The sequence below is a fragment of the Bradyrhizobium sp. 2TAF24 genome (assembly GCF_052115025.1).
GTDB lineage: Bacteria > Pseudomonadota > Alphaproteobacteria > Rhizobiales > Xanthobacteraceae > Bradyrhizobium_A.
The window spans coordinates 483,827-506,803 of sequence record NZ_JBFRFW010000002.1 but is presented as its reverse complement, the minus strand read 5'-3'; the positions used below and the strand labels follow the sequence as shown (position 1 = coordinate 506,803).

At 62.4% G+C, this 22,977-nt stretch carries 18 protein-coding genes and 1 tRNA gene; 9 read left to right on the top strand and 10 right to left on the bottom strand.

Going from position 1 to position 22,977, the window contains the following annotated elements:
- Positions 1–35: 35 nt before the first annotated feature.
- From AB4Z37_RS05570 to AB4Z37_RS05555, 4 genes are all read left to right on the top strand, one after another.
- A complete protein-coding gene (locus tag AB4Z37_RS05570) occupies positions 36–833 on the top strand; it encodes an ABC transporter ATP-binding protein (protein ID WP_441515679.1) in 798 nt (265 codons plus the stop codon).
- Positions 830–1,654, top strand: a complete 825-nt coding sequence (locus tag AB4Z37_RS05565) for an ABC transporter permease (protein ID WP_441515678.1) — start codon at positions 830–832, stop codon at positions 1,652–1,654. The genes AB4Z37_RS05570 and AB4Z37_RS05565 overlap by 4 nt, the downstream gene beginning before the upstream one ends.
- Before the next feature lie 223 nt (positions 1,655–1,877).
- On the top strand, positions 1,878–3,233 hold the full coding sequence (locus AB4Z37_RS05560; protein WP_441515677.1) for a polyhydroxyalkanoate depolymerase: 1,356 nt from the start codon (positions 1,878–1,880) through the stop codon (positions 3,231–3,233).
- A 235-nt stretch (positions 3,234–3,468) separates the two neighbouring features.
- Entirely contained in the window at positions 3,469–4,308 is an 840-nt protein-coding gene (locus AB4Z37_RS05555) for a M48 family metallopeptidase (RefSeq protein WP_441515676.1), read from the top strand.
- Between the two features lie 277 nt (positions 4,309–4,585).
- Here the strand turns inward: AB4Z37_RS05555 and obgE are convergent, their stop codons facing one another.
- Together obgE and AB4Z37_RS05545 are read right to left on the bottom strand one after the other, a co-directional pair.
- Complete coding sequence (gene obgE / locus AB4Z37_RS05550) at positions 4,586–5,635, bottom strand: GTPase ObgE (protein ID WP_441515675.1); 1,050 nt, start codon at positions 5,633–5,635, stop codon at positions 4,586–4,588.
- Positions 5,636–5,746: 111 nt separating this feature from the next.
- Positions 5,747–7,150, bottom strand: a complete 1,404-nt coding sequence (locus tag AB4Z37_RS05545; protein ID WP_441515674.1) for an amidohydrolase — start codon at positions 7,148–7,150, stop codon at positions 5,747–5,749.
- A 266-nt stretch (positions 7,151–7,416) separates the two neighbouring features.
- On the opposite strand from AB4Z37_RS05545, the gene AB4Z37_RS05540 reads away from it, so the two are divergent.
- Positions 7,417–8,322 carry a DMT family transporter gene (locus tag AB4Z37_RS05540; RefSeq protein WP_441515784.1) on the top strand — a complete coding sequence of 302 codons (906 nt, stop codon included), beginning with the start codon at positions 7,417–7,419 and terminating at the stop codon, positions 8,320–8,322.
- Between the two features lie 310 nt (positions 8,323–8,632).
- Here the strand turns inward: AB4Z37_RS05540 and AB4Z37_RS05535 are convergent, their stop codons facing one another.
- From AB4Z37_RS05535 to rplU, 3 genes are all read right to left on the bottom strand, one after another.
- Positions 8,633–9,223 carry a GNAT family N-acetyltransferase gene (locus AB4Z37_RS05535; RefSeq protein WP_441515673.1) on the bottom strand — a complete coding sequence of 197 codons (591 nt, stop codon included), beginning with the start codon at positions 9,221–9,223 and terminating at the stop codon, positions 8,633–8,635.
- Between the two features lie 165 nt (positions 9,224–9,388).
- Positions 9,389–9,661 carry a 50S ribosomal protein L27 gene (rpmA, locus tag AB4Z37_RS05530; protein WP_211968979.1) on the bottom strand — a complete coding sequence of 91 codons (273 nt, stop codon included), beginning with the start codon at positions 9,659–9,661 and terminating at the stop codon, positions 9,389–9,391.
- A gap of 116 nt (positions 9,662–9,777) precedes the next feature.
- Entirely contained in the window at positions 9,778–10,164 is a 387-nt protein-coding gene (gene rplU, locus AB4Z37_RS05525; protein ID WP_441515672.1) for a 50S ribosomal protein L21, read from the bottom strand.
- An 873-nt stretch (positions 10,165–11,037) separates the two neighbouring features.
- Between rplU and AB4Z37_RS05520 the strand changes: the two genes are divergently transcribed.
- Together AB4Z37_RS05520 and AB4Z37_RS05515 are read left to right on the top strand one after the other, a co-directional pair.
- On the top strand, positions 11,038–12,279 hold the full coding sequence (locus AB4Z37_RS05520) for an ROK family protein (RefSeq protein ID WP_441515671.1): 1,242 nt from the start codon (positions 11,038–11,040) through the stop codon (positions 12,277–12,279).
- A gap of 426 nt (positions 12,280–12,705) precedes the next feature.
- Positions 12,706–12,795 (top strand) — tRNA-Ser (locus AB4Z37_RS05515).
- A gap of 83 nt (positions 12,796–12,878) precedes the next feature.
- On the opposite strand, the gene AB4Z37_RS05510 is transcribed toward AB4Z37_RS05515, so the two are convergent.
- Positions 12,879–13,535 (bottom strand): nucleotidyl transferase AbiEii/AbiGii toxin family protein, encoded by a 657-nt coding sequence (locus tag AB4Z37_RS05510; protein ID WP_441515670.1) that lies wholly within the window; start codon positions 13,533–13,535, stop codon positions 12,879–12,881.
- Positions 13,532–13,789 carry a hypothetical protein gene (locus AB4Z37_RS05505; RefSeq protein ID WP_441515669.1) on the bottom strand — a complete coding sequence of 86 codons (258 nt, stop codon included), beginning with the start codon at positions 13,787–13,789 and terminating at the stop codon, positions 13,532–13,534. Before AB4Z37_RS05505 ends, AB4Z37_RS05510 begins: the two co-directional genes overlap by 4 nt.
- A 247-nt stretch (positions 13,790–14,036) precedes the next feature.
- Here AB4Z37_RS05505 and AB4Z37_RS05500 point away from each other — a divergent pair, with 247 nt between their 5' ends.
- Positions 14,037–14,663 (top strand): hypothetical protein, encoded by a 627-nt coding sequence (locus AB4Z37_RS05500; protein ID WP_441515668.1) that lies wholly within the window; start codon positions 14,037–14,039, stop codon positions 14,661–14,663.
- 233 nt (positions 14,664–14,896) lie between these two features.
- On the top strand, positions 14,897–18,691 hold the full coding sequence (locus AB4Z37_RS05495) for an AAA family ATPase (protein WP_441515667.1): 3,795 nt from the start codon (positions 14,897–14,899) through the stop codon (positions 18,689–18,691).
- 286 nt (positions 18,692–18,977) lie between these two features.
- Here the strand turns inward: AB4Z37_RS05495 and AB4Z37_RS05490 are convergent, their stop codons facing one another.
- The 3 genes from AB4Z37_RS05490 to AB4Z37_RS05480 are packed head-to-tail and all read right to left on the bottom strand — an operon-like array spanning position 18,978 to position 22,217.
- On the bottom strand, positions 18,978–19,742 hold the full coding sequence (locus AB4Z37_RS05490) for an MAE_28990/MAE_18760 family HEPN-like nuclease (protein WP_441515666.1): 765 nt from the start codon (positions 19,740–19,742) through the stop codon (positions 18,978–18,980).
- Positions 19,729–20,880 (bottom strand): DUF262 domain-containing protein, encoded by a 1,152-nt coding sequence (locus tag AB4Z37_RS05485; protein WP_441515665.1) that lies wholly within the window; start codon positions 20,878–20,880, stop codon positions 19,729–19,731. Before AB4Z37_RS05485 ends, AB4Z37_RS05490 begins: the two co-directional genes overlap by 14 nt.
- Positions 20,877–22,217, bottom strand: a complete 1,341-nt coding sequence (locus tag AB4Z37_RS05480) for a DNA methyltransferase (RefSeq protein WP_441515783.1) — start codon at positions 22,215–22,217, stop codon at positions 20,877–20,879. Before AB4Z37_RS05480 ends, AB4Z37_RS05485 begins: the two co-directional genes overlap by 4 nt.
- Between the last annotated feature and the right edge of the window lie 760 nt (positions 22,218–22,977).

Here is a 22,977-nt window from a genome sequence, read left to right as displayed (position 1 = left end):
TGCGCTTCGCCGCGCGATGGCGCATGGAACAGGCCATGACCGTGCATCAACCGGCGCCGATCGGTGTGCCGGCGGCGGGCCAGGAGGGCGCGTCCGCCGCGATCGTGGTCGATCGCCTGGTCAAGCTCTACAAGACCACCCATGCGGTCGACGGCATTTCCTTCACCATTCCCCGCGGCACGGTCACCGGGCTGCTCGGCGGCAACGGCGCCGGCAAGACCACCACCATCGCCATGATCATGGGCCTCGTGCTGCCGACCTCGGGCACCGTGCAGGTGCTCGGCCACGCCATGCCGCGCGACAGCGCCGCCGTGCTCGGCCGCATGAATTTCGAAAGCCCCTATGTCGACATGCCAATGCGGCTCACCGTGCGGCAGAACCTCACGGTGTTCGGCAAGCTCTATGCGGTGGCCGACGTGCGTGCGCGCATCGCGGCGCTGGCGGACGAGTTCGATCTCGGTGACTTCCTCGACCGACCCAGCGGCAAGCTGTCGTCGGGGCAGAAGACCCGCGTCGCGCTGGCGAAGGCGCTGATCAACCGCCCCGAGCTGCTGCTGCTCGACGAGCCCACCGCCTCGCTCGATCCCGACACCGCCGACTGGATCCGCAGCCGCCTCGAAGATTATCGCCGCGCCACCGGCGCCACCATCCTGCTGGCCTCGCACAACATGCTGGAGGTCGAGCGGCTGTGCGACCGTGTCATCATCATGAAGCGCGGCCGCATCGCGGACGACGACAGCCCGCAAGGCATCATGGCGCACTACAACCGCGACACGCTGGAAGAGGTCTTTCTGGACGTCGCGCGCGGCCGCGGCCGGACTGCCGCATCATGACCGCCACCGAGCCTGACGTCCGCTCCGGCATCGCGTGGCATCGTGTCGGCGCCATGGTGCTGCGCCACTGGTACCTGCTGACGTCGTCATGGCCGCGCCTCCTGGAGCTGGTCTACTGGCCGGCGCTGCAGCTCATCACCTGGGGGTTTTCGCAGGCCTACATCTCGCAGAATGCCGGCTTCTTCGCCCGCGCCGGCGGCACCTTCATCGGCGCGGTGATCCTCTGGGACATCCTGTTCCGCGGCCAGCTCGGCTTCTCGATGTCGTTCCTCGAGGAGATGTGGTCGCGCAACCTCGGCAACCTGATGATGAGCCCGCTCAAGGTCAGCGAGTTCGTGCTGTCGCTGATGGTGATGAGCCTGATCCGCCTCGCCATCGGCGTCATCCCGATGACGCTGCTGGCGGTCGGCTTCTTCGGCTTCAACTTCTACGGCCTCGGCTTCGCGCTGGTGGCGTTCTTCTGCAACCTGATCTTCACCAGCTGGGCGTTCGGCCTCATCGCCTCCGGCCTCGTGCTGCGCAACGGCATGGGCGCCGAGGGCCTCGCCTGGACGCTGATGTTCGTGCTGCTGCCGCTGACCTGCGTCTACTATCCGGTCGCGGTGCTGCCGGCCTGGCTGCAGTGGCTGGCGTGGTGCCTGCCGCCGACCTACGTGTTCGAAGGCATGCGCGCGGTGCTGATCGATCATGCGTTCCGCGCCGACCTGATGATCGAGGCCTTTGCCATCAACCTCGCGCTGTTCGCCACCGCGATCGGCGTGTTCCTGGCGCTGCTGCGCTCGGCACGGATCAACGGCGCGCTGGTTCAGACCGGCGAATAACGCCGAATCTGCACGTCCGGCGGGAGCCGGCGTCGGCGGGAACCCGGCGTCTGCTGCGCCGGCGCGGCCGCAATCGCGTCAGAATGACTGTCCGAACCGGGGGGAAAGCCACAGCTAGCCCCCAATCGTCACCATATCCCCCATTAGTTCGAATTCAGCATTGACGAGGTGTCACGGAGGGGACACCTTGCCGCAACGCGAAATGATATTTCAGAGGGACAGCATGCCGATTGGTGAATTTGGCGGCGCACCGGACCTTCCTGCGGAAGACAGTCCTGCGCTCACCACGCCGATGTACTGGATGTACGAGATGGGGCAGGCGTCGCTCAATCCCGCGCGCGCGGTGTTCGACGCCACCAAGCTGATGTTCTCCAACCCGTTCAATCCCTGGGCGCACACCCAGGTCGGCAAGTCGATCGCGGCGGCCTGCGAGGTGTTCGAGCGCACCACGCGCCGCTACGGCAAGCCGGAGTGGGGCCTCGACGATACCGAGGTCAACGGCATGCGGGTGCCCGTCGAGATCAAGACGGTGTGGGAGAAGCCGTTCTGCCGCCTGCTGCATTTCGAACGCAAGCTGGTGAAGCCGCTGCGCACGCCACAACCGCGCGTACTGCTGGTGGCGCCGATGTCCGGCCACTACGCCACGCTGCTGCGCGGCACGGTGGAAGCGCTGCTGCCCGGCCATGACGTCTACATCACCGACTGGGCCGACGCGCGCATGGTGCCGCTGTCCGCCGGCCGCTTCGATCTCGAGGACTACGTCGACTACATCGTCGAGATGCTGCACGACCTCGGCGGCGACGTGCACATGATGGCGGTGTGCCAGCCGTCGGTGCCGGTGCTGATCGCCGCAGCCGTGATGGAAGCCAACAACGATCCCTTCGTGCCGGTGTCGATGACGCTGATGGGCGGCCCGATCGACACCCGCTCCAGCCCGACCGCGGTCAACAAGCTCGCGGAAGAGCGCGGCATGGACTGGTTCCGCGGCCATGTCATCACCAAGGTGCCGTTGCCGCACCCCGGCTTCATGCGCGATGTCTATCCGGGCTTCCTGCAGCTCAACGGCTTCATCAGCATGAACCTCGACCGCCATGTCGACGCCCACAAGAACCTGTTCGCCAATCTCGTGAAGGGTGACGGCGACCTCGTCGACAAGCATGTCCAGTTCTATGACGAGTATCTCGCGGTCATGGACCTCACCGCCGAGTTCTATCTGCAGACCGTCGACCAGGTGTTCGTGCGCCATCTGCTGCCCAAGGGCGAGATGCGCCATCGCGGCAAGCTGGTGCAGCCCTCCAAGATCGAGCGCATCGCGCTGATGACGGTCGAAGGCGAGAACGACGACATCTCCGGGCTCGGCCAGACCGAGGCGGCGCATCGTCTGTGCAGCGCCATCCCGATGGATCGCCGTGTGCACTATGTCCAGAAGGGCGTCGGCCACTACGGCGTGTTCAACGGCTCGCGTTTCCGCTCGGAAATCCTGCCGCGCATCTCCGACTTCATGGTGTCGTCGGCCCATGGCCGCGCCCAGCGCGCGCCGCAGGCCGATTCCGCCACCCGGGCGGGGGCCGCGGAGTAACGGATTACCGAAATCGCGTGTTTTCGGCCAGAAACGGCCGCGCGGCCCGTTGCCTCGGCAGCGGGCCGCAAGTCTTTGGAAAGTCTCGCAGAATTCGGCCGCCGATTGCGGCAATGCGATGAATCCGGAGTCGCTGGAATGGTTCCCGGCGCGACCTAAGATCTGAATCCCAAAGCCGGTTCCGCGCCTCTCCATGTGGGAGACAGGCGCCCGCCCACTCCTATATGTTGGGCAAATGATTTGTTTCTGCGCCGATAAATTCTGGTGGCAGCGGATGTGGCAGACTCCGGGGGAATTGGTCGACCCCGGATCCTCCGACATGGCCGTGCGTGCCCTTCTTTATCGGCGTCCTGCCGAGCCCCATGCCATTGCGGTCAAGGTTGGCTCGGCGATCTACTCGGTGCGGCTGCGCCGGCATCGCCGCGCGCGTCGTTACACGCTGCGCATTCATCCGAGCGACCGCGAAGCCATTCTCACCATGCCGCCGCGTGGCAGCGTCGCCGATGCCCGCGACTTCGCGCAGCGTCATGGCGCCTGGATCGCGGCGCGGCTCGGTGGCCTGCCGAAGGCGGTGCCGTTCTCGGCCGGCATGACCGTGCCGCTGCGCGGCGCGCCGCATCGCATCGTGCATCGCGCCGGCGAGCGTGGAACCGTGTGGACGGAAACGCGTGACAGCGGCGAGCGCATTCTCTGCGTCGCCGGCGGCGTCGAGCATATCGAGCGCCGCGTCGCCGACTTCCTCAAGCGCGAGGCGCGGCGCGAGCTCACCAGGGCGTCGCAGCGCTATGCCGAGGAGCTCAACGTCCGCATCAAGCGCATCACCATCCGCGACCAGTCGAGCCGCTGGGGCTCGTGCACCGCCGCGGGCATGCTGTCCTATTCCTGGCGCCTGATCCTCGCCCCGCCGCATGTGCTGGATTACCTCGCCGCCCACGAGGTGGCGCATCTCGTCGAGATGAACCACTCGCCGCGCTTCTGGCGCGTCGTCGAGCGCATCTGCCCGGCGACATCGCGCGCCAAGACCTGGCTCGACACCCACGGCAACGACCTGCATCGCTACGGCGTCGACGAGTAGGGCTGCGGCCTTGTTCCGTGTGCTGAAACCTGTCTCCTCATGGTGAGGAGCGCGGCAACGCCGCGCGTCTCGAACCATGAGGCCAAGGCGCTGCGGCTCGGGTTTGCAACGGCGTTTGTCGCGGGCTGGCGACGCTGTGGCCTCATCCTGCGAGACGCCCGCGGTGCGGGCTCCTCAGGACGAGGGGTGGCGTCAAGCGCGCGCTTGACGGTGGTGGACGGACGGGCCTCGCGCCGGGCGCGACGCGCTTATGCGTGATCGCGGCGGATGTCGCCGCTCACTCCGCCTGCGGCGACCATGGCGCGGCGTCGGCGGCGGACTGGGCTTTCAGCGACACCGGCGCTTCGCCGACCACCTCGACGAGGGCGCGCAGCGCTTCGGGCACGCCCGCGCCGGTTGCGCCGGAGATCAGCAGCGGCGTCTTCTTCGCCGCGCGCTTGAGCCGCTTGACCTGCTCTTTCAGCTCGTCCGGATCGACCGCGTCAATCTTGTTCAGCGCCACGATCTCGATCTTCTCCGCGAGGCTCTCGGCATAGGCCTCGAGCTCGCCACGCACCGTCTTGTAGGCCTTGCCGGCGTGCTCGCAGGTGGCGTCGACGAGATGCAGCAGCACACGGCAGCGCTCGACATGGCCGAGGAACCGATCGCCGAGGCCGGCGCCTTCATGGGCGCCCTCGATCAACCCGGGAATGTCGGCGAGCACGAACTCGCGGCCGTCGATGGTGACGACGCCGAGCTGCGGATGCAGCGTGGTGAAGGGATAGTCGCCGATCTTGGGCTTGGCCGCGCTCACCGCGGCGAGGAAGGTGCTCTTGCCGGCATTAGGCAGGCCGACAAGGCCGGCGTCGGCGATCAGCTTGAGCCGCAGCCACAGCCAGCGCTCCTCGCCCGGCTGGCCGGGGTTGGCATGGCGCGGCGCGCGGTTGGTCGACGACTTGAAGTGCGCGTTGCCGAAGCCGCCATTGCCGCCCTGGGCAATGGTCATCTTCTGGCCGACGGTGGTGAAGTCGGCCAGCAGGGTCTCGCGGTCCTCGTCGAACACCTGCGTGCCGACCGGAACTTTCAGCACGATCTCCTTGCCGTTGGCGCCATGGCGGTCCTTGCCCATGCCATGGGTGCCCTTGGGCGCCTTGAAGTGCTGCTGGTAGCGGTAGTCGATCAGGGTGTTGAGGCCGTCGACGGCCTCGATGACCACGTCGCCGCCCTTGCCGCCGTTGCCGCCGCTCGGCCCGCCGAACTCGATGAACTTCTCGCGCCGGAACGCAACGCAGCCGTTGCCGCCGTCGCCGGAGCGGATATAGACCTTGGCTTCATCCAGGAATTTCATGGCGGTGGGGTATCACAGATCGCGCCGCCGTGCCTACCTTATCCGCCCGGATCGGGCGAAAACCGCCGGAATCGGCGGGTTTCACCCGTGCGGACGGCGCGCCCGCCGCCCCTATTTCCGTGCCGCGCCGCGATCGAACCCGCTGAGCACCGCCAGCGTCATGGCGGTCACGCCGGTCTCGATGGTCGGCTGCGGCACCGGAGCAAATTGCGGCGAATGGTTGGCGGGCAGTGGCGTGCCGCTGCTCCGCGCCGCCGCCACCTGCTCCGGCGGGTAGACCCCGATGTTGAAGAACATCGACGGCACTCCGGCGGCGACGAATTCGGAAAAGTCCTCGCTCGCGGTGATCGCCGGCGTCTGGCGGGCCTTGTCGCCGAACGCCGCCTTCAGCACCCGCTCGGCGGGGCCGACCACGGCCGCGTCGTTGATCACGGGCTTGGTGCCCTCGGTGATCTTGAAGTCCGGCGCGGGGGCGTCCGCCATCGCGGCGACCGACTTCGCCGTGCGCTCGATCCCGGCGAACAGCCGCGCGCGCACCTCGGGCTTGTAGGCGCGGATGGTTCCGGCCAGGTACACGTTGTCGGGAATGATGTTGGCGGCGGTGCCGCCGTGAATGGCGCCGATCGAGACCACGCCGAACTCGGTCGGGTCCTTCTCGCGGCTGATCACGCTCTGCACGTCGACCACGAAGCGCGACGCCATCATCACCGGGTCGATCGTCGTCTGCGGCACGGCGCCGTGGCCGCCGCGACCGCGGAACGTGATCTGCACCATGTCCGAGCTCGATGAGCCGATGCCGGTGCGGTAGGCGAGGGTGTCGTAGGCGCCGGGCCCGTCGTGCAGCGCGAAGGCCATGTCGGGCTTGCCGAAGCGGGTGAACAGGCCGTCGTCGAGCATCGCCTTGGCGCCCGTCACCTCCTCCTCCGCCGGCTGGGCGATGAACATCAGCGTGCCGTGCCAGCGCTCCTTCAGCTCGACCAGCGCTTTCGCCGCTCCCACCCAGCTCGCCATGTGGATGTCATGGCCGCAGCTGTGGGCCACGAACGTCTCGCGTCCGTTCCACAAGGTCTTGTCATGGCTGGCGTAGGGCAGGCCGGTCTTCTCCTCCATCGGCAGCGCGTCGAGCTCGGTGCGCACCATGATGGTCGGGCCGTCGCCGTTCCTGTACAGCGCCACCAGCCCGGTCTTGCCGACATGCTCGGTCACGTCGAAGCCGATCGCGCGCATTGCGATCGCAAGCTTCGCCGCGGTCTTGTCCTCCTGGAAGGCGAGCTCGGGATGGGCATGGATGTCCTTGTAGAGCGCGTCGAGCGCGGGATACTCGCGCGCCAGCGTCACGGCGACGGCGGCCTTGACGCCGGCCACGTCGACCTCAGCGCGTGCCGAGGGGGACGCGCAGGTCAGTCCGGCGATCAGGCCGAGGGCCATCGCGGCAAAGGATAGGACGGCCGGCGTCATGAAGGTGACCGCGCGCCCCGGCGCGGTGGCGGGGCGAAGCGTGCGACAACGGTGCATCTGATGGCTCTCCCAAGATCATGCGATCATCGAAGACGCGCACCACCGCCGTCAATCCCGCTTGTGTGGCGTCTCGCCGATTGATCGTGGCCGCCCGGCCGTTTATCGATGAGATGTCCCTTCTTCGTCATGCCCGGCCTTGTGCCGGGCATCCACGTCTTCACAGCGCTATGGCGAGCAAAGGTGTGGATGGCCGGGACAAGCCCGGCCATGACGAGTTCAGCAGCACGCGTTCTTCAGACCCGATCTCGCCCAAGGATCTCGCCATGACCGTGATGGACAAGCCGCAGGGAGCCTCCGCGCTCGCCGGCATCGGGCTGATGCTGGCGGCGGTGTTCACGTTCTCGTTCGGCGATGCGCTCGGCAAATACATTGTCGCGACCTATTCCGTCGGGCAGCTGCTGTGGCTGCGCGCCTGCGCCGCCTTCCTGATCCTGGCGCCGATGATCTGGCGCCAGCGCGCGGTGTTCACCGCGCTGGAGCGGCCGTGGCTGCAGCTGGCGCGGATCGTGTTCTCCACCGCCGAAGTCGGCATGTTCTTCCTGTCCGCGGTCTATCTGCCGCTCGCCGACATCATCACCTGCTATCTCGCGGCGCCGATCTTCGTCACCGCGGCGTCCGCCATCTTTCTCGGCGAGCAGGTCGGCTGGCGGCGCTGGACGGCGGTCGGCGTCGGCTTCTGCGGCGTGCTGATCGCGCTGCAGCCGTCGTCGCAGAGCATCGGCTGGCCGTCGCTGATCGCGCTCGCCGGCAGCCTGTCGTTCTCGGTGCTGATGGTGATCACGCGGATGCTGCGCGCGACGCCGGACGTGGTGCTGGCGGCGAGCCAGTTCGCCGGCACGTTCACCGTGGGCGCGGTGCTGGCGCCGGTCGCCTGGGTCACGCCATCGCTGCCGGATCTCGGCCTGTTCCTGGTGGCGGGCGTCATCTCGGTGAGCGCGCTGTTCTGCCTCAACCGCTCACTCAAGCTCGCGCCCGCCAGCATCGTCGTGCCCTACCAGTACACCATGATCATCTGGGCGGTGATCTTCGGCTATGTCGTGTTCGGCGACATCCCTTCCGCCGCCACGCTCGTCGGTGCCGCCATCATCGTCGGTGCCGGCTTCTACATCTTCCTGCGCGAGCAGGCGATGGGCCGGCAGGCCGACGGCCTCACCCCGCCGCCGGTGTGAGGTTGTCGCCCGTCCCGGAATGACGTGCGGTTAGGAAGCTGGGCGCGGAGCTCTCTCCTCATGGTGAGGAGTGCGGCGAAGCCGCGCGTCTCGAACCATGACGCCATTGCTGAAGCCGGCTGCATTGTTCGTCCGCCAGGTGCGCCTCGGCCTCGCCCTTCGAGACGCCCGCGGTGCGGGCTCCCCAGGGTGAGGAGCGGGGCGCAATGCCTCGGTAGCAGGAGCGTGAGGGCGAAGCGGCGCATGACGCCGAAGAGAACAGGCGACAGCGTGCACGCGAAAGGCGCCCGCGGTGCGAGCGCCCTTCGTGTCAGCGCCGCGTGATGGCGCCCCAGCTCTTGAGCGAGGCCCACACGCTGCGGTCGAGGCGGAAGCGGTCGACCGGGGTGGACGAACCCAGCGCCAGGAAGCGATGCAGCTCGACGCCGGTCCACTGGAAGCCGCACTTCTCCAGGATGTGGCGCGACGCCGGATTGACGACGCGGGCGCCGGCGATGATCTGCTCGATGGCGAATTCCTCGAACGCATAGTCGATCACGGCGCGGGCGGCCTCGGTGGCGATGCCCTGGCGCCAGTGGTCGACGCCGAGCCAGTAGCCGAGCTCCGGAGTCTCCGGCTGCGACCAGTCGAGGCCCACCATGCCGACGGGCCGGCCCTCGTGCTCGATCAGGAAAACGGTGTCGCGATCGGTGGCGGCGACATGACTGATAAAGGCAATGGCGTCGTCGGCCGTATACGGATGCGGCACGCGACGCAGGTTTTCGGCCACGCGGCGATCGTTGACGAGGCACGCGATGGCTTTTACGTCCGCGAGGGTCGGTTGGCGCAACACCAGCCGGGCGGTCTCGAGGACGACGCTACTTTCCTCGCGCAACGAAGATGTGGGCAGTTCCTGCAACATGTGATGCTCCTTGGGGCTTTTTTCCGCGCCGCGGCCTGCCGGTGATCGGGAGGTGCTGGACGGCGCGAAACGAAGAAGGGGAGGCCGGTTGCCCGCCTCCCCTTAGGAGCTTTGAGCGCTCCGCCGGTTCAACAGGGCCGGCGGACGCGATATGTGTCCACCTGGTTATTCGGCGGCGGCAGCGACAATCGGGAGGACCGAAATGTAGGTGCGGCCCCGGCCTTTGGCGCGGAACTCGACGCGGCCTTCAACCTTGGCAAAGAGGGTATGATCGGTCCCCATGCCGACGTTGAGGCCGGGATGCCATTTGGTGCCGCGCTGACGCGCGATGATGTTGCCGGGGATGACGTGCTCACCACCGAACGCCTTGATGCCCAGGCGCTTGCCGGCCGAGTCACGACCGTTGCGCGATGAACCGCCTGCCTTTTTATGAGCCATGGCTCGTCTCCGAATTCGTTCGAATGCTTAAACCGATTCCGCGAAGGAATCATTTCACATTTTGTCACCGTCGCCTTCAGCGGCGCCGGTGCGGAAGAAAAACGCGTCGGCGCCGATTACTCGGCGGCTTCCGCGGTCTCGGCCTTGGCGACCTTCGCCTTCTTCGGGCGCGGACCCACGGTGGGGGCCTTGCCGTCGGCGAGGATCTCGGTGATGCGGACCAGCGTCAGCTCGTCGCGATAGCCGCGCTTGCGGCGGGAATTCTTGCGGCGGCGCTTCTTGAAGGCGATGACCTTCGGGCCGCGCTTGTGGTCCAGCACCTCGGCGGCGACGGATGCACCGGCCACGGTCGGGACGCCGAGCACGGGCGCGTCAAGGCCCAGCACCAGTACTTCGGGGAACTGCACGATCGTGCCGACTTCGCCGGCGATCTTGCCAATCTCGAGCACATCATCCGGGACAACGCGGTACTGCTTGCCGCCGGTTTTGATGACTGCGAACATCGTTTTCATCCTTCGTGTTCAAACCCGCGCCTTCGGATGTCCTAAGGACCTCCGGGCCGGCTTCTTGTCAGTCGTTGCGATTGCGCCTGGCGCCGGTCGAGGTCCCATAAAAAGACGGCTCGGGTCGCGCCAAGACAAAACGGCGCGAGCAAGCCCACGCCGGATGACGGGCGTTATAAAGGCTGAGCCCCCCGAGTCAAGGCGATTCCCCGCCAAAAGCCCTCGCAAATGAGGGATTTGGCCGTGGTTTGGGGGTGTTCGGCGAGTTCCCGGTCGCTGGTGCCTCCACCCCCCGTCATTCCGGACGCCGCCAACGGGTCCGCGCGAAGCGCGGCCCGATGACAGGCTTCGCGGCGATCCGGAATCTCGCAATGGCTGAACTCGGCGGGGGGCGCCGAGATTCCGGGTTCGCGCCTGCGGCGCGCCCCGGAATGACGCCGTGGGTGGCAGCGCGCGCAGCAGCCACACCTCCAGGGTTCCGCGCCGCCTCCCATCTCAGCGTCATCACCGGGCCGGCGCGCCAGCGCCGTGACCCGGTGATCCAGCTTTTGGGCCTTCCGTCGTGCAGCGAACAAGCTGGATGGCCGGATCAAGTCCGGCCATGACGCCGTGGGTGGGGTGAATGTCGAGAAACGAAATATTATCAATGGGTTAGAAATCATTCCGCGCCAATTCCGCTTTTGTATGTCCCAGCCAGTCCGGAGACATCGCCGACACCCGTTCGGAGACATGGCCGACACCTCGGACCGGACGTCAGAACTGCCCTTCCGGCGCCTTGGCCAATCGGAAGGCCCCGAGCCTGCCCAACCCAGCCCCACTCCCACGCAACCATCCGGTTCCCCCGCCGTTGTCCAGCGCACGCGGAGGGACTGGATGGCTGAGGACATGACGACCGCCGGCATCGGCCGGCACGGGGCGGAGCGGCTGCCGTCGGTGGACATCGACAGCTACAACATCGAGCTGAGGGATGACGACGGCTTCCTCGGCGACCGCGCCAGCAAGGGCGCGTTCGTCGACCTGCTCGATGCCTGGCGCAAGCCGCTGCGCAAGGCGGGGGAGGACCCGTTCGGCAAGACGCCGTCGAGCGAGATCAGCAAGAAGGACCTCGACAAGGTGCTGGTCGGCGACGATGCCGCCGCCGCCGCGCTGGTGCACAGCGCCATCGAGGATTTCGCCCAATCGCTCGCCCATGTCACGCGGCGTTTCCTGAAGACGAAAGCATGGGCCGATACCGAGGTGATCGTGGTCGGCGGCGGCTTTCGCCAGAGCCGCATCGGCGAGCTTGCCATCGCCCGCGCCGACATCATTCTCAAGGCCGAGGGCGAGAAGATCGACCTCGTGCCGATTCGTTTTCATCCCGATGAAGCCGGCCTGATCGGCTGCGCGCACCTCGCGCCGTCATGGATCTTCGAGGGCTATGACAGCCTGCTCGCCATCGACATCGGCGGCTCCAACATCCGCTGCGGCGTGGTCGAGACGCGGCAGAAGAAGACGCCGGACCTGTCGAAGGCCAGCGTCTGGAGCTCCGACCTCTGGCGCCATGCCGACGACGAGCCGACGCGCGAGGGCGCCGTCCGCAAGCTGGTGAAGATGCTGAAAGGCCTGATCGCCGAGGCCGACACCGCCGGCCTCAAGCTCGCGCCGTTCATCGGCGTGTCCTGCCCCGGCGTTATCGACGGCGACGGCTCCATCGAGAAGGGCGCGCAGAATCTGCCTGGCAACTGGGAGAGCAGCCGCTTCAATCTGCCGCAGGAGCTGATGTCGGCCATTCCCATGATCGGCGAGCACGACACCGTGGTGCTGATGCACAACGACGGCGTGGTGCAGGGCCTGTCCGAAGTGCCGTTCATGCAGCAGTGCCGGCGCTGGGGCGTGCTCACCATCGGCACCGGCCTCGGCAACGCCCGCTTCACCAACCGCAGGAAGGACGACGACAAGGCGCGCGAGAAAGAGAAAGGCAGGGATAAGGACGACAAGCCGGCTGATGAGAAGGGCAAATCCGACAAGGACAAGAACGGCAAGGACAAGACCGCCAGGAGCAAGGACGCCGGCGACGGCAAGGCGGAAGGCAAGACCGACGCCAAGGCCGAGAAGAAGAATGGCAGGAAGGGGTGAGGCCGGGGGCGCTCCCACTCCCTCATGGTGAGGAGCGCGGCGCAGCCGCGCGTCTCGAACCATGAGGTCCCGGCGCCTCCCAATTCTGTAGTGCGCATGAGCGCAGCGACATGCGGGTCACCGCGGCGGCAGCAGGTCTGCGCCCACAATAAAGAATGCCCAAGAAGGAATGCCCAAGACGCCCGCCGATTCGCCGGCCCTCGACCGCCGGCCCGCGCAGGGCCGGCGTCCGCGAGCCCCTCTGTGCCCTCAAAATCCCGCCCCGCGGCCCCGTTCCACGGCTGCCGGGGCCCTTTCCGCCCCGCGGACCGCGATTTCCCGTCCGCTCGCCGCAAAATCACCCCGCCGGACGCCTTGTCTCGCCGGGAATCCTCGCATAGAACACCCCCCGCAACCCGGCGGGCCACCCCGCCGCTTCGGCCCCGCGGAGAGGTGGCAGAGTGGTTGAATGCACCGCACTCGAAATGCGGCATAGGTGCAAGCCTATCGGGGGTTCGAATCCCTCCCTCTCCGCCAGTTCTGGCCGCGCAGATTGTGCCCGACAGCCTGCCTCTTTCCGGCCGTATCCGACGGACTGCCTGCGGCCGCGCGCCGCGTGATCAGACGGACGTCAGAACCTCTCGTGCATCAGCAAGAGCAGTCGATGCGACGGGCTTGAACCGATCCTTGATGCTCAGCGCCGCAATCGCCGCGTTGACGAAGTCAGGCTTCAATCGCTCCATGGCGCGGAGCGTTTTGGCGACACCATCCGGATGGTCTCTCAGCGCGCCGACAATGGCGCTGCGGTCGTGCTGTGCGGCCACCGCGATATCGAAGATATCGCGCGGCTTGATGGTCGCGCCACGATAGCAGATCTTCTTGGCAATGATTTCGGCAACGGTTTCCAGTGCAATGTCCTCGCCCTTGACTGTCTGCGTCATGGTCGGTTTGGCGGTCACGGCCTGTCCGACGATGAAATCGATCTCCCCGATTCCCGCGAAAGCCAACTTGAGAAATTTGCTGCCGTCGCCGCCATAGTCGGACGGCGCGATCTCGAACTGGAAATCATGCAGCCTGGGGTCGAGAAACGACAGTAACTGTGCATCGGGAAGGAAGATATCGATGTCCTGACTGTCGCGATGATCGAGCTGCAGCATCATCGCGGTGCCGCCGCCGAGCGACCATGAGTCGATCACAACGTGTTCGGCATTGACCTGGCGGATCAGCGCACGGGCGATGCGTAAAAGGCGCGCCCAGTCGGGTCCGTTCGTGCTCATCCCGCGAGCGGATAGGATTCGCCGGAATAATGGGCGAATGTCTTTGCGGCGGTCACGAGGTCGGCCTCGCTGATGTCAAACGCGCCGGCGAAAGCCTTCTGCGCCTCCGGCGCGACCTCGCCGAAAAACGCCGACATCTGCCCTGGCCAGGCCTGGGCCGCAGCCGGATGCGTGAGACAATAGGCAAGCGTCTGCGCGTCCAGCTTCTTGCTGTACGGCGCATTCACGGTCGTCAGAACCGACGCGGGAAACATGCCCATGCTCTTCAGCTGTCTGCGGTCATGCCACGGTTGCCGGTTGGTAAGATGGCGCGGCGTTGGGGTAAGTCAACGGGGCTGCGCGTGGCCGGCGGCAAGGGTTGGTTCGGAAGCAATTAAGGGTTTGATTTTTATATGAAAAGTCAAGAGTCGAGAGCGGCCCACTATGGGTTGCATCATCGCACCAGCTTCCACAAGTCCCGCGACGGGGGCTGACGTTCCCATCGAGAGGAAGGCCTTGACGATGCTGGTCGGTTTCCCGCTGCTTCTGATTCCGCTCGCCATCGTCAACATCATCGCCTTCCTGATGCCGGGCGTGTCGTTCACCGACCCGCTGATCACGGTGACGCTGATGTCGAAGGTCGCCTGGAAGGTGACCTTCGGCGATATCCTGATCGCCCTCGGCATGCTGCTGCTGATGTTCGAGGTCATCAAGGCCGCGCGCCCCGGCGGCAAATACTTCACCGACCATTTCCTGGCGCTGCTGGTTCTCGCCGGCGCGGTGGCGGAATTCCTGCTGCTGCCGCAGTTCGCCACCTCGGTGTTCTTCCTGCTGACCGTGCTGGCGCTGGTCGATTTCCTCGCCGGCGTGTCGCTGCGCCTGCGCGGCGACAATCGCCGTCGCGCGGTGGCGGCGCCGACGTCGCCGCGGCGCCCGCACCCGTTGCGGCGCTCGAGCCGCCGAAGCCCGCCGCGGCACCCGTGCCGCCCGCTCCTGTGCCGCCGGCGCCGACGCGCGAGTCCGAACTGCCGCCGCCGCTGGCCACCATCGAGTCCGCCTGTAGCTCCCAGGGCGCGCCGACCGCGCCGCCGTCGGGCCCGCAGGCTGGCACTCCACCGGCCGATCTGCAGAGTCGCTGATCTTTCCTGATTCCGCCGACGCTGTCGAAGCCGCTTGGAGCCGTACTCGATTCGGCTTCACGACGGGCTGCGACAGTGATGCTGCGTCCTGGTTGGACGCGATGCCGATCATCTGTGGGCCCTGGTGGCGGTGTGAGCTTTGAGGCGCGCCGAAATTGCCCAAGCGGAAGCCTCCCTCAACCTTTCGTGCGGTTGCAATTCATGCGGCATATAGCATGATAGTGGAAACGACTGGGGGAAGCGATGCAGGGAGCAGCGGTAGCGCATCTTTCGGTGCGCGTGCCTTGGCAGGATACGCGGTGGGACGGCCGTGTTTGCACCGATCCGTCCAACAACCAGTCTTGCGTTGTCTTGAAGGCGATTGCGGAGAATCGCAACGATGCGAAGGAGGACGGCCTGCGCGGGCAGTGGATGGCCGACTTGCCGCTCAAGGACAAGCCTGCGTGTTTCAAGGAGCGCGCGACATTCTTGTCGGATCGCGAGGTCTTGCTGCAAGTGCGGCTCGACTATGCGGAGTGGAGCGACGCACACAGGCATATTGAACGCACGCCGGTTCGCGTGCCGGCCTACGGGGCAACGCTGGTGCCGTTTCGCTGGCTCTTGCGCGAAAATGCTTACGATATTGCAAAGGAGTTTGGACTTGAGGTTAGTGAGGAACGCGAGCCAACGGAGCCGAAATTCCTCGCCCGCACCGACTGGGTACAAAATCACGACAACCAACAGGTTCTGCTCGATGCCTTTGCTGGCCGCTGCATCGAAGAAGAGTCGCTTGTATTTTTCTACGCAAAGCGCACACCACTCGTTGATGATGACCGGCGCGTCATCGTGGCCGTTGGCCTTCTTGCACATAAGGGCAAGGTTGAGCAGTACAATTATGATCGCGGGGCGCCAAAAAATCACCTACGCGCAATGATGTGGGAGCGGCCGATCCAGCATTCGATCCGGCCGGACAAAAACAACCCTGGGCATTTCGTCGGAGGGATCGTTCTTCCCTATCATGCGATCTTGGAGCGTGCTGCGGACGATCCATCAATCGATACGGCGTCATTCCTGGCCTGCGCGCCGGACGAGGCGCGTGCCCAGTTCTCGTATGCTTCGGAACATGTTTCGCACGGCGTGGCGATTACCTCGCTCATGGCTTGCAAGACGGCGCTTGAACGTGCCTCAAAGCTTCTCGCCGGCCCGTGGTCCGAGCAGATTGCGTGGATCGATGCCCAAATAAACCGTCTGTGGAAACTGAGTGGTCCCTGTCCTGGCCTCGGCAGTGCGCTCTCGTCTTTGGAAGACGGTTTCAATGGGACGCTGTTTGCACTCGCCTTGTCCGCGACGCTTTCGGAATCCGATGACCCGTGGGAGATCACTGATAAGATCTTCCGTAAGAAGCTTGCCGCGCCGTCCGATGCGCCCAAGATCACGACGATGCTCGGAAAGCGCTGGGAGCATCTGCACAAGTCGGAGCCCAGGCGCGCGGCACTCTTACGCCTGCTTTCGCGCTTTGAACTGACGCGTGACCAAGCGATCCGCTGGTTCAAGAAGAAGGATTTGACTGACTCAATTCTTGAGAATCCCTATCTTCTTTATGAGCGTGATAGGGCCGAGGTTGATCCGATTGGCCTTTGGACAATCGATCGGGGGCTTTTCTCAGACCACGAAATATTCAAGCGGCACCCTCTGCCGAAACAATGCACCATCGATGCGGAAGAGCCTGATGACCCGAGGCGTCTGCGCGCAGCGGGTGTCATGATACTCGAACGGGCAGCCGCGATAGGCGGCCACTCGTTGCTGGGGGCGAGTGACATTCATGAAGCCGCTAGGGAGTTGCCGGCGACGCGCCCGATTGCGCTTGACGGGACTGCGATGGAGATATGCAAGGATGATTTCAGCGACGAGATCGTAGTCGCGTTAGTACCATCGCTCGGCGGTCTTGCTGGCCAACTCAAACGGTACGCTGACTACGGTGAGGTCATCCGCCGCGCGGTGGTTGACCGGATGACAGGAAAGATCGCTCCCACCAAGGTTGATTGGCGCGCGAAGCTTGATAACGCGTTTGGTCCGATTCCGAAGGATGACAAGGAAGAAGAGAAAGCTCGCAAGGAGAAAGCGTCCGCATTGGATGTGATGGCCGCCACCCGTCTTTCAGTACTGATCGGCGCGGCAGGTACGGGCAAGACAACGGTCCTTCGTCAGCTCCTTGAGCAAAAGAAGATAGTGGGCTCGGGCCTAGCATTGCTCGCGCCGACCGGAAAGGCCCGCGTTCGCCTTGGCCAGCAGACAGGCTTGCCAGAGCAGACGCAAACCCTCGCCCAGTTTCTGATGCAGTATCGCCGGTACGACGGGAACACTGGACGCTACTTCGCGAGTGCTGAGGCGCCCCAGGCGGATGGCGTCACGACTTGTATCGTCGATGAGGCTTCCATGTTGACCGAGGACCAGCTTGCAGGGCTCGTCGACGCGCTACCGGTTTCCGCGAAACTGATCTTCGTGGGCGACCCAAGGCAGCTTCCGCCCATCGGCGCCGGACGGCCCTTCGTCGACGTGATCTCGTATTTGGAACGCGAGCATGGTGGACAGGGGATCGCCGCGCTGACGGTGAGGCGCCGCCACGCCTCGGCCAAGATCGCCAGTTCTCGGTTGCGCGATCTTGCCTGCGCAGATGTCCAGCTCGCGGATTTGTTCTCCGGAAGAAACTTGCCGCCCGGCGAAGACGAAATTCTAGACCGTGTTCTCGCGGGTAAGTTGGATGAACGGCTTCGAGTCGTTGCTTGGAAGTCGCCCGCCGACTTGCGCAACGTGTTGGATGAGGTGTTGGAGGAAGAACTGGGCCTCACCGGAGAGAACAAGGAGAAAGCGATGAGCCTGTCGCTTGGTGGCGCGGAGCAGAACGGCCACATCTACTACAATGCAGGGCCGCAGATCAAAAAGACCGAAGCGTGGCAAATCCTGACCCCGCATCGCAATTTGTCGAGTGGTTCAATCGATATCAACCGTCATATCAAGGCGCGTTTCCGCCGTGAGACCCTGCAATTTGCACGCACTTCGAATGAAGGACCGCCGCGATGGCGCTTCCGGACGGTAGAACCGCGCGGGCCGGAACAAATTACTTATGGCGACAAGGTCATATGCATCCGAAACCATCGGCATCAAAGTTACGCGATTGCGACGGGCGACAAAGACAGCGGGTACGTTGCCAATGGAGAGATTGGAATCGTCGTCGGCCAAGCGTCGTCCAGCAACTCTCGGCTTGGGTACACAAACGTGCAGTTCGCTTCGCAGCCTGAGCTCACATACGGGTTTAGCGGAGGGTATTTCAGCGAGGAAAGATCGCCGGTTCTAGAGCTGGCTTATGCGGTGACGGTGCATAAGGCGCAAGGCAGCGAGTTTGACAAAGTCATGCTCGTGTTACCGGAACGGAGCCGCCTTCTGTCGCGCGAGATGCTATACACGGCGCTTACGCGCCAGGTGGATCGCGTGATTATTCTCCATCAGGGGAGTTTGGCTCATCTGCGCGCGTACCGCTCGCCGTACTTTTCGGAAGTAGCTCGGCGCGTGACGAATCTTTTTACAGCGCCGAGCATGATCGAAGCTTCGCCGCCGCCTGGGCTGACGGCTGGCCCCGTGGGGCGGACCTTCCTTGAGGAAAAGCTCATTCATCGCAGCGCGCGTGGCGATCTCGTGAGCTCAAAATCCGAGTTGGTGATCGCAGACCTGCTCTTCGAAGCCGAGAAGAAACACGGAATTCGGTATTTCTTTGAGCGCGCCGTTGTCGGTGCTGACGGAGAAACACGTTGGCCAGATTTCTCGATCGAGGATCGCAACGGCGAGACATGGTATTGGGAGCATTGTGGGATGCTCGATCAAGAGGACTACGCGGATCGCTGGAAGAAGAAGCTCGCGTTCTATGCGCGAAACGGTGTGAAGTGTTGGAGCGCATCCTCCCCTGAAGGGCGGTTGATTGTGACGGAAGATGGTCCAAGCCAGGGATTGGACAGCGTAGCTCTTCGCAAGATGATTGACTGGGTGTGCGGTGAAGGTGCTTAGCTTCGAAAGAACCTCACGCACGAAGGTAGCAGTCGAGCGGACCAGTTCGCGCAACCACGTTTAATTCGCCTTTTGCTGCGGCTTGAAATCCTCGGTCTCTTTGAAAAGCTTCTCCGTGATTTCGCCGATGGTGACGAAGCCTTGAGAATTTGCTTGTGGAAGAGGCTGGTCGGCGAGCTGTCGGCTGGGGAATGGCTTGTCCAAAATGTTTAACGCCGTCTTTTGGGATTGCTCCCGCGGAAGCTGCGCCCTCGATCAAAAATGTATCTAGGCGCGGCGCGCCGATCTAAATCCGCACCGATTTAATGAATTCGATTGCTTTCGTAACTAATCCCGTTGGTGGCAGGGGGAGAGTGAGGGGCAATGACGCATCGCGTTGATAGGCTTTGTCTCTAAGTGCAGCGAAGATTTCATCTTGCACAAACTTCATCACCGCGAACGATGCGGAAAGATACTCGGAAATGTCATGCGGTTTTGGCGTTTTCAGTTTGTCGCCATGGGCGATAGCATTGCGCATGCCAAGAAGCCGGTCGATGGTGCTCCCGTGCTTCGCGACGATCGGATATTTAAGACCTAGCTGATAAAGATTTCGCTTCAAGACGAGCGAACTCAAATTTGACTTTGTGTCGACGACGTGGTCGGGGATTTCAACCTGCGTGGAGATTATTCGTTCGAAATTTTCAATGAATGACCGCTCTCTAGCGAGTAGGTGAAGTTCCTTGTCCTCGCTAAGGCGCGAGAATTCCGGGTGCTTACTGTTGGCGTCCCGAAGAGCGGAAAATGCCCTGCTGAGAGTTAGTGCGACGAGCGGTGTCGATGCGTCTTTGCATTGCAACTGCAGCGAGTTAACGGCGCCGGCATAGGCTGCGAGTGAGAATTTTACGAAGCCTTCTAGATGAGCATACGCTAGCAGTACAAGTGAGCGGCGGAGCATGTTTTGCTCCTGCTCATTGCTCGACTTTGCGATGGTGTTCTCGATCAGGCGGATTTCCCGTTCTCGTGACGCGCGGTCATCCTCCAGCTCTTCGTAAGTTTGCTCAGGGGAATGCATTGATGAGCCGCTCGGACACATGGTCGATACGTTGGGCAAGTAACCCGGGTGAGTTCTTTCCTCCGCCAGTCGTTATTCCAATGAAAGTTGGATCGAGCTTAATCGCAGTTAGCTCCTGTTCCAGCTTCTTCATTTGAGTTTGATCGTCCAAAGAGATTCTATTGATGATTGATTGGAGGCCAATGGTGATCGACTCAAAATGATAGATGCCGAAGCTGGCAGTGAAATCGCTCTTTGCATTCTTGGCCCGGTTTACGAGTGCGAATGAATAATCAGCAAGCGTTCGATTTAGAGCTTCAAATGTCTTAATAAAAATAGCCTCCTCGTTGGAGTAGTTAAACGCTTCGGGTTTTGTTGGGTCGGCCACATCTTCCATGTAATCAGTAAGAAAGTCGGAGATGTCATGTTTGAATTTTTCTCGACGATTCTTTAGTGCGAAGAAACGCAGCACTAACTCTTGGTCAAAGCTGGACAATCTCTGCTCAGACGTCAAATTCTCTACGCATTTCTTGAAGGGCGGCAGTCCACTAAGGCGAATGATGAAGTCGGGAAAATTGGAGTCCAGCAGGCGAATAGTTGCATTGCGTACTTGCTGATCAGACAGCCGATCTCCGCCTGTATTGAGGCGTTTGAACATATGGTATTTGAACTGCGGATTCGTTTCCTTCCGTATAACCTCCATTCGAATGAAGGCTCGTTTTACCCGAATTTGTAGGGTTGTTGGAAACTCAAGGAAAGTTAGCCCGTTAAGATCCTTGACTATATCGCAGTCGGATAACCTAAGCATATTCCCTTCGGAGACAGGGATGGGCAAATGGGGCGCTGTTAGTTTGCCGCGCAAATGAAGATACGAAGAGAAGCGCTGCAGTCCGTCAATAAGCTGATACTTTCCGTCGTCCTCTTCTATAACGAATATCGGGGGCACAGGCATTTCTAGCAACAAAGACTCGATAAAGCGCGACCGCTGCCCTTCCGTCCAGCGGAATAGCCTTTGGTAGTCTGGAGCGATATTGAGCTCTTTATTAGTAGCCATATCCAAGAGCTCATTGAATGATATGTCGAGAGCTTGGGTGCTGGCCTGTTTGATGTTGTCTGCGATCGCCGAAATTAGGTTCGTTCGTGACGAGTCATCGCTCATAAATGGATTTCCCCGCTCGATTTCTCGAAGCATAACACTGTTTCTACCGCTCCCGATGGACGATCGTAGGACTTGGAGTGCGTATTTATGCCTGACATTGAGCGATGAGATTTAAAGTCCTCTCGTCGCTTTAGCGTCAATGCGACAGATGATCCCATTTCAGTGACGATTTGGGCGAGGTCGTTGTGAATATCTTTGTAGTAAGAATCCTGCACTACGATGATTGCCGATCCACCAGTTTTCAGAGACTGCGATATGCTGCGGGTTGATCGAAACAGCTTCTCAAAATAGTCCAAATGAGTCTTGTGATAGTAGCTCGCGGAAGCCTTTGAGGAATGTCCCCGAAGAGCGCTGAGAAATCTCAAACATGTGTGCCCCCAGCCCTCATTGGGCTGAATCGTGCCCTTCGGAACTTGTGTTGACCCCATCATGTCTCGGCGTAGCGAGGTAACACTCGAGTCGAGTAATGGATCGAGTATCGAAAGCTCAATTCTAGTAGCGGCCGCGTAGTCGATCCGAGTGCAATAAGGGGGCGACGTTAACACCATATCGATGCTTTTGTCGGGTAGTTGGATTGTGGTTGAGTCCGCAACCTTAATTCTAGATGCGCCGACGATCTCGTGCTGGGCAGGGGGCGACAGCTGAAGTGCCTTGGCCATTTGCGTCAACATATCGGTAAACGCAATTTCGATGCGGGCGCGGGATGCCGATATTCTGCGCTCGCTTGCTTTAGGGCGGCGAATCCAAGTCGGATTGGACGCTCGGAATTTTGCGCCCAGTGTCCGGCCGACTGAAAAGAGGGACACGTAAAAAACTGCGGCTAGGCAGGATAGATTCTCGAGCTTGGTTCCTTCGGTCGTAATGGTTGATGAGCCTACGAGATGGCTTCGAATACTTTGCTCAATTGCTCGTATCGTGCACGCGGTTTCCGGGCCGTACCAGTCCAGCAACGGGTCTTCATGCGAAATATCTGGTCGGTTCGTTCGCGATGACTTCAGAATTTTCAGAAGGATGGGTTCTATGCTGTCGGCTTCAGTCGAGGCAAGCAATCGAGCTCGGCCGACTACGACCATCGCGGGGTTAATATCGAATCCGATTGAAGCTAGCCCGAGCTTCGCTGCTGCGTAAGTGGTTGTTCCGCTCCCATTCCACGGGTCCCATATTACTGCTTCGGAATCGAGACGAGACGTCTTCAGAATCCTTAAGGCGAACGCCTCTGGAAAGCCAGCATAGTAAGGAAAGAATCCTTCCCACTGGTTCTCAAGCTTGCCAGTACGTTTGGGAGATATAATTTCAAGATCGGTTGTCACTTCGGGTGGCGTCCATGCAGTCGTAATTGTCGATCAGGCTGTTAACCTATCAAGCTGGGCGACGTGAAGCATGTTCTATCCACAGAGATTGATGGCCATCCTTCCCTCCTCATCGGACAGTCAAAGAGCTTCGCCTGTAGACTAACTTGGTCTTGGCTCTGGAAGAGGCAGAGACATCCTGGTCCTTGCCAAAGTTCGGCACTGTGCAGTGGCGGTTATTGTAACAAGCAGCCCAGCGCACCATTGCAGAATCGCTATTTATGCAGTAAATTCATAGAAGTAAATGTTGGCCGAGATCGCCAGCGAGTTCTGCGTCCCCTACCCGACATCCCTCTGTGATCAACCTCAAGCAGTTTTTGAAAGGCTCCGGCTTGGTGGGGTGAGGGAACGTGGCGCATTAGGGGCATAGTCTTCAGCACGAGCTGCACTGCCTAGTCGAGCGGCCGTTGCGGCGCACCTGGGTGCCGCCCACTAAAGCCGAATAGATGCTGGTGATGGAGCTCTGGTCTCGGTGCGTGGCCTGGAGCGCTCTAAGAGGCGCAGCAGGTTGCCGACACGTTCATCGCATAGCCTCGCGCTGCCGCCGGATCAGCGGCATCGCTTCGTTGTGGTCGATGATGGTAGGGGATCTTACGGCTTGTGCCGCATGATCAGTTCTCGGCGAGTACCGCCCCCGATGGCAGGCACACGGGACGCTTTGTGGCCTCGCCCGAACTACGATCACAAAGCCGGCAATCCGTTGTATAAGTCTGCGCTTCCGCGTGGCGCGCGGCGTGAACCAGACCCC

Bases quoted from the DNA above. Each gene is read 5' to 3' on its own strand.
- obgE (WP_441515675.1), bottom strand. From the start codon at position 5,635: ATGAAATTCCTGGATGAAGCCAAGGTCTATATCCGCTCCGGCGACGGC.
- AB4Z37_RS05500 (WP_441515668.1), top strand. From the start codon at position 14,037: ATGCTGGTCGGTTTCCCGCTGCTTCTGATTCCGCTCGCCATCGTCAAC.
- AB4Z37_RS05505 (WP_441515669.1), bottom strand. From the start codon at position 13,789: ATGTTTCCCGCGTCGGTTCTGACGACCGTGAATGCGCCGTACAGCAAG.
- AB4Z37_RS05540 (WP_441515784.1), top strand. From the start codon at position 7,417: ATGACCGTGATGGACAAGCCGCAGGGAGCCTCCGCGCTCGCCGGCATC.
- rplU (WP_441515672.1), bottom strand. From the start codon at position 10,164: ATGTTCGCAGTCATCAAAACCGGCGGCAAGCAGTACCGCGTTGTCCCG.
- AB4Z37_RS05545 (WP_441515674.1), bottom strand. From the start codon at position 7,150: ATGCACCGTTGTCGCACGCTTCGCCCCGCCACCGCGCCGGGGCGCGCG.
- AB4Z37_RS05485 (WP_441515665.1), bottom strand. From the start codon at position 20,880: ATGAGCGATGACTCGTCACGAACGAACCTAATTTCGGCGATCGCAGAC.
- AB4Z37_RS05495 (WP_441515667.1), top strand. From the start codon at position 14,897: ATGCAGGGAGCAGCGGTAGCGCATCTTTCGGTGCGCGTGCCTTGGCAG.
- AB4Z37_RS05535 (WP_441515673.1), bottom strand. From the start codon at position 9,223: ATGTTGCAGGAACTGCCCACATCTTCGTTGCGCGAGGAAAGTAGCGTC.
- AB4Z37_RS05510 (WP_441515670.1), bottom strand. From the start codon at position 13,535: ATGAGCACGAACGGACCCGACTGGGCGCGCCTTTTACGCATCGCCCGT.
- rpmA (WP_211968979.1), bottom strand. From the start codon at position 9,661: ATGGCTCATAAAAAGGCAGGCGGTTCATCGCGCAACGGTCGTGACTCG.
- AB4Z37_RS05490 (WP_441515666.1), bottom strand. From the start codon at position 19,742: ATGCATTCCCCTGAGCAAACTTACGAAGAGCTGGAGGATGACCGCGCG.
- AB4Z37_RS05570 (WP_441515679.1), top strand. From the start codon at position 36: ATGACCGTGCATCAACCGGCGCCGATCGGTGTGCCGGCGGCGGGCCAG.
- AB4Z37_RS05565 (WP_441515678.1), top strand. From the start codon at position 830: ATGACCGCCACCGAGCCTGACGTCCGCTCCGGCATCGCGTGGCATCGT.
- AB4Z37_RS05560 (WP_441515677.1), top strand. From the start codon at position 1,878: ATGCCGATTGGTGAATTTGGCGGCGCACCGGACCTTCCTGCGGAAGAC.
- AB4Z37_RS05555 (WP_441515676.1), top strand. From the start codon at position 3,469: ATGATTTGTTTCTGCGCCGATAAATTCTGGTGGCAGCGGATGTGGCAG.
- AB4Z37_RS05520 (WP_441515671.1), top strand. From the start codon at position 11,038: ATGGCTGAGGACATGACGACCGCCGGCATCGGCCGGCACGGGGCGGAG.